This window comes from Mucilaginibacter sp. P4_G9, from assembly GCF_056400985.1.
Genome location: NZ_JBFUKF010000574.1, coordinates 1 through 2,500, shown reverse-complemented (window position 1 = coordinate 2,500; position 2,500 = coordinate 1). Strand labels below are relative to the sequence as shown.

Here is a 2,500-nt window from a genome sequence, read left to right as displayed (position 1 = left end):
GCCTAATAGTACAGCTATAATAGCAATCACTAAAAGTATGTGAATTAAACCACCTCCAAATGGGTGAATAAATGCTCCGAACAGCCATCCTATAACCAGAATAACTGCGATGATGTACAATAAGCCTCTCATTTTGTTATGTTTTAATTGATAAGTATATTCTGTTTATCACTAAAATCATTCCAAAAAACAGAGGCGAATAAAATAGCCCTTGAAAAAGGGCTATTTATGCAGATTAATACTCGTCTTCGTTAAAAAAGAAATCATCTTTAGTCGGGTAATCCGGCCATATTTCTTCTATATTTTCATACGGTTCACCATCGTCTTCCAGTGCCTGCAGGTTTTCAATCACCTCCACAGGAGCTCCAGAACGAATAGCATAGTCAATTAATTCATCTTTTGTTGCGGGCCATGGCGCATCTTCAAGGTGAGATGCTAATTCAAGTGTCCAATACATGTTTCTATATATTTTATATTTATCAGTAAATTTACTTTTTCGCAAAAGTATAATAATTTCAATTGGAATATCAATTTTTTTTTCACATAATTAAATGCGCGGTATCCATTGATTTTCAGGCAAATTATGCTCATTTGCAATCTTGCGGGCTAAAGTGAATAGGTAATCGCTCAACCTGTTCAGATAAATATTCACTTTTTCGTCAACTGTACTTTCATTAGCCAATTGCACAGTCACCCGCTCCGCCCGGCGGCAAATACATCTTGCAATATGGCAAAACGAAATGGCATTATTACCACCCGGTAAAATAAAATGACGCAGCTCGGGCAATTGTTCATTCATGGCGTCCATTTCCTGCTCCAACAACTCCACGTCTTCCATATGCAGATCTGGTATTACCATTTTTGATCGCTCCGGATCTGCCGCCAGCGACGAGCCTATTGTGAATAACCTGTCCTGTATCTGCTTCAATATTCCCCTATCATGTATGGTAATATCCTGACCGCTGATGAGGCCTATATAGGAGTTTAGCTCGTCAACAGTACCGTAGCTCTCTATCCGTAAATGGTATTTAGCTACACGGGTACCGCCTATCAATGATGTAAACCCCTTATCCCCCGTTTTAGTATATATCTTCATATATTTAATTAAAGTGAATATATAATTTTTACAATAAATACGGTAATTTAAAATTCGTGCGCCGAATGTAAATATTACCGGTTTCGCTTTTTAGTATAATTTTTGCTGATGAAACGCAGTTTATTAAATGATAGCTTTAAACTTGCATTTGCAATACAATCAAATACTGTATATCTATAAAAATTATGAAACCGATTATATTATCCTCTAAATTAGTTTTGATAGCGGCTTCTACCCTCGTAATTTCGACATTTAGCTGTGGTGGCAGCGCCGGTACAAAAAAGCCTGCAGATACAGCGGCTACGGCTCTGCCAAAAGCATCCATCAGCAATATCCTCACCGAAAAACAGTTTAATGAGCTTTTCCCTCAACGCGACAAATTTTACACTTATGCAGCGTTTATAAAAGCTGCCGACGAATTGGGGCAGGTTAAAGTTAAAATTACCCGGCGGGCAGTATCGGTTTACCAGTTTATCAGAACAGATAAAAAAACGGGCAAAACAACCGTTGTACGCCAGGATGGCGACTGGAATGAGGAATGGGCAAAAAAGAAGCCCGACAGTTCCTTTACCGTTGATTATGGGGAGTTTTGCACCGCCTTTGGTGCCGACGTAAATAAAAAAGAACTGGCTGCCTTCTTCGCGCAGATAGCCCATGAAACCCGCCATGGCATGAACGGCAGTTACGACGACGGCCTGATGCTGATACATGAAAGCAACACATCCAACACCTATATTTCTGATAGTGATGAATACCCTCCTGTAGCCGGTAAAAAATATTATGGCCGCGGCCCCATGCAGTTAAGTTACAATGGCAACTACGGCTATGCGTCAAACTGTATTTTTGGCGATCCAAAAATACTATTAAACAACCCCGAACTGGTAGAAACAGATCCTGTTGTAGCCTTTAAAGCAGCTATTTATTTTTGGATGACACCAGAAACGCATAAACCATCTGCGCATGATGTAATGACCGGTAAATGGCAGCCCACCGCCAACGACAAAGCACATGGCCGTACTACCCCAGGCTTCGGTATGACCATTAATATTGTTAACGGTGACGTAGAATGCGGTAAAGGCGATAAAGTATATGGCATGAACGACAGGATTGGTTTTTATCAGTTTTTTTTGAAAAAAATGGGCATCAGCGACCCTAACTGCGCCTGCCCTTGCGGTAAAATGGAGCCATATAAGTATTAATTTATTGAGTAATTATCTCTCCTGAATTTCAAACATACTAATAAGCTGTCTAAATTTCATTTTATTAATGTTTTTATACTTCTAATGAAGCACATATCGACGCGTCATTGCGAGTGGTAAAATCCAGGGACCCTGAAGGGGGAATGACAAATCGGCGAAAGACTTACGAAGTTTTAAAAACTTCGTAAGTCTGGGATTCTCCAAC

Annotated in this window: 4 protein-coding genes; 1 reads left to right on the top strand and 3 read right to left on the bottom strand. The window is 39.8% G+C overall.

Translation table 11 applies throughout. From position 1 onward, the window contains the following. The 3 genes from AC1DPZ_RS25485 to AC1DPZ_RS25475 form a co-directional block, all read right to left on the bottom strand. The coding region (locus AC1DPZ_RS25485; RefSeq protein WP_477408764.1) for a lmo0937 family membrane protein at positions 1–132 on the bottom strand (132 nt) is incomplete at its 3' end. Positions 133–235: 103 nt separating this feature from the next. Beyond that, positions 236–457, bottom strand: coding sequence for a DUF2795 domain-containing protein (locus tag AC1DPZ_RS25480; RefSeq protein ID WP_002996718.1), 222 nt, complete (start codon positions 455–457; stop codon positions 236–238). Positions 458–547: 90 nt separating this feature from the next. Further along, positions 548–1,096 carry a cob(I)yrinic acid a,c-diamide adenosyltransferase gene (locus AC1DPZ_RS25475; protein WP_477408762.1) on the bottom strand — a complete coding sequence of 183 codons (549 nt, stop codon included), beginning with the start codon at positions 1,094–1,096 and terminating at the stop codon, positions 548–550. A gap of 185 nt (positions 1,097–1,281) precedes the next feature. Between AC1DPZ_RS25475 and AC1DPZ_RS25470 the strand changes: the two genes are divergently transcribed. After that, positions 1,282–2,295, top strand: a complete 1,014-nt coding sequence (locus AC1DPZ_RS25470) for a chitinase (RefSeq protein WP_477408760.1) — start codon at positions 1,282–1,284, stop codon at positions 2,293–2,295. Positions 2,296–2,500 lie beyond the last annotated feature (205 nt).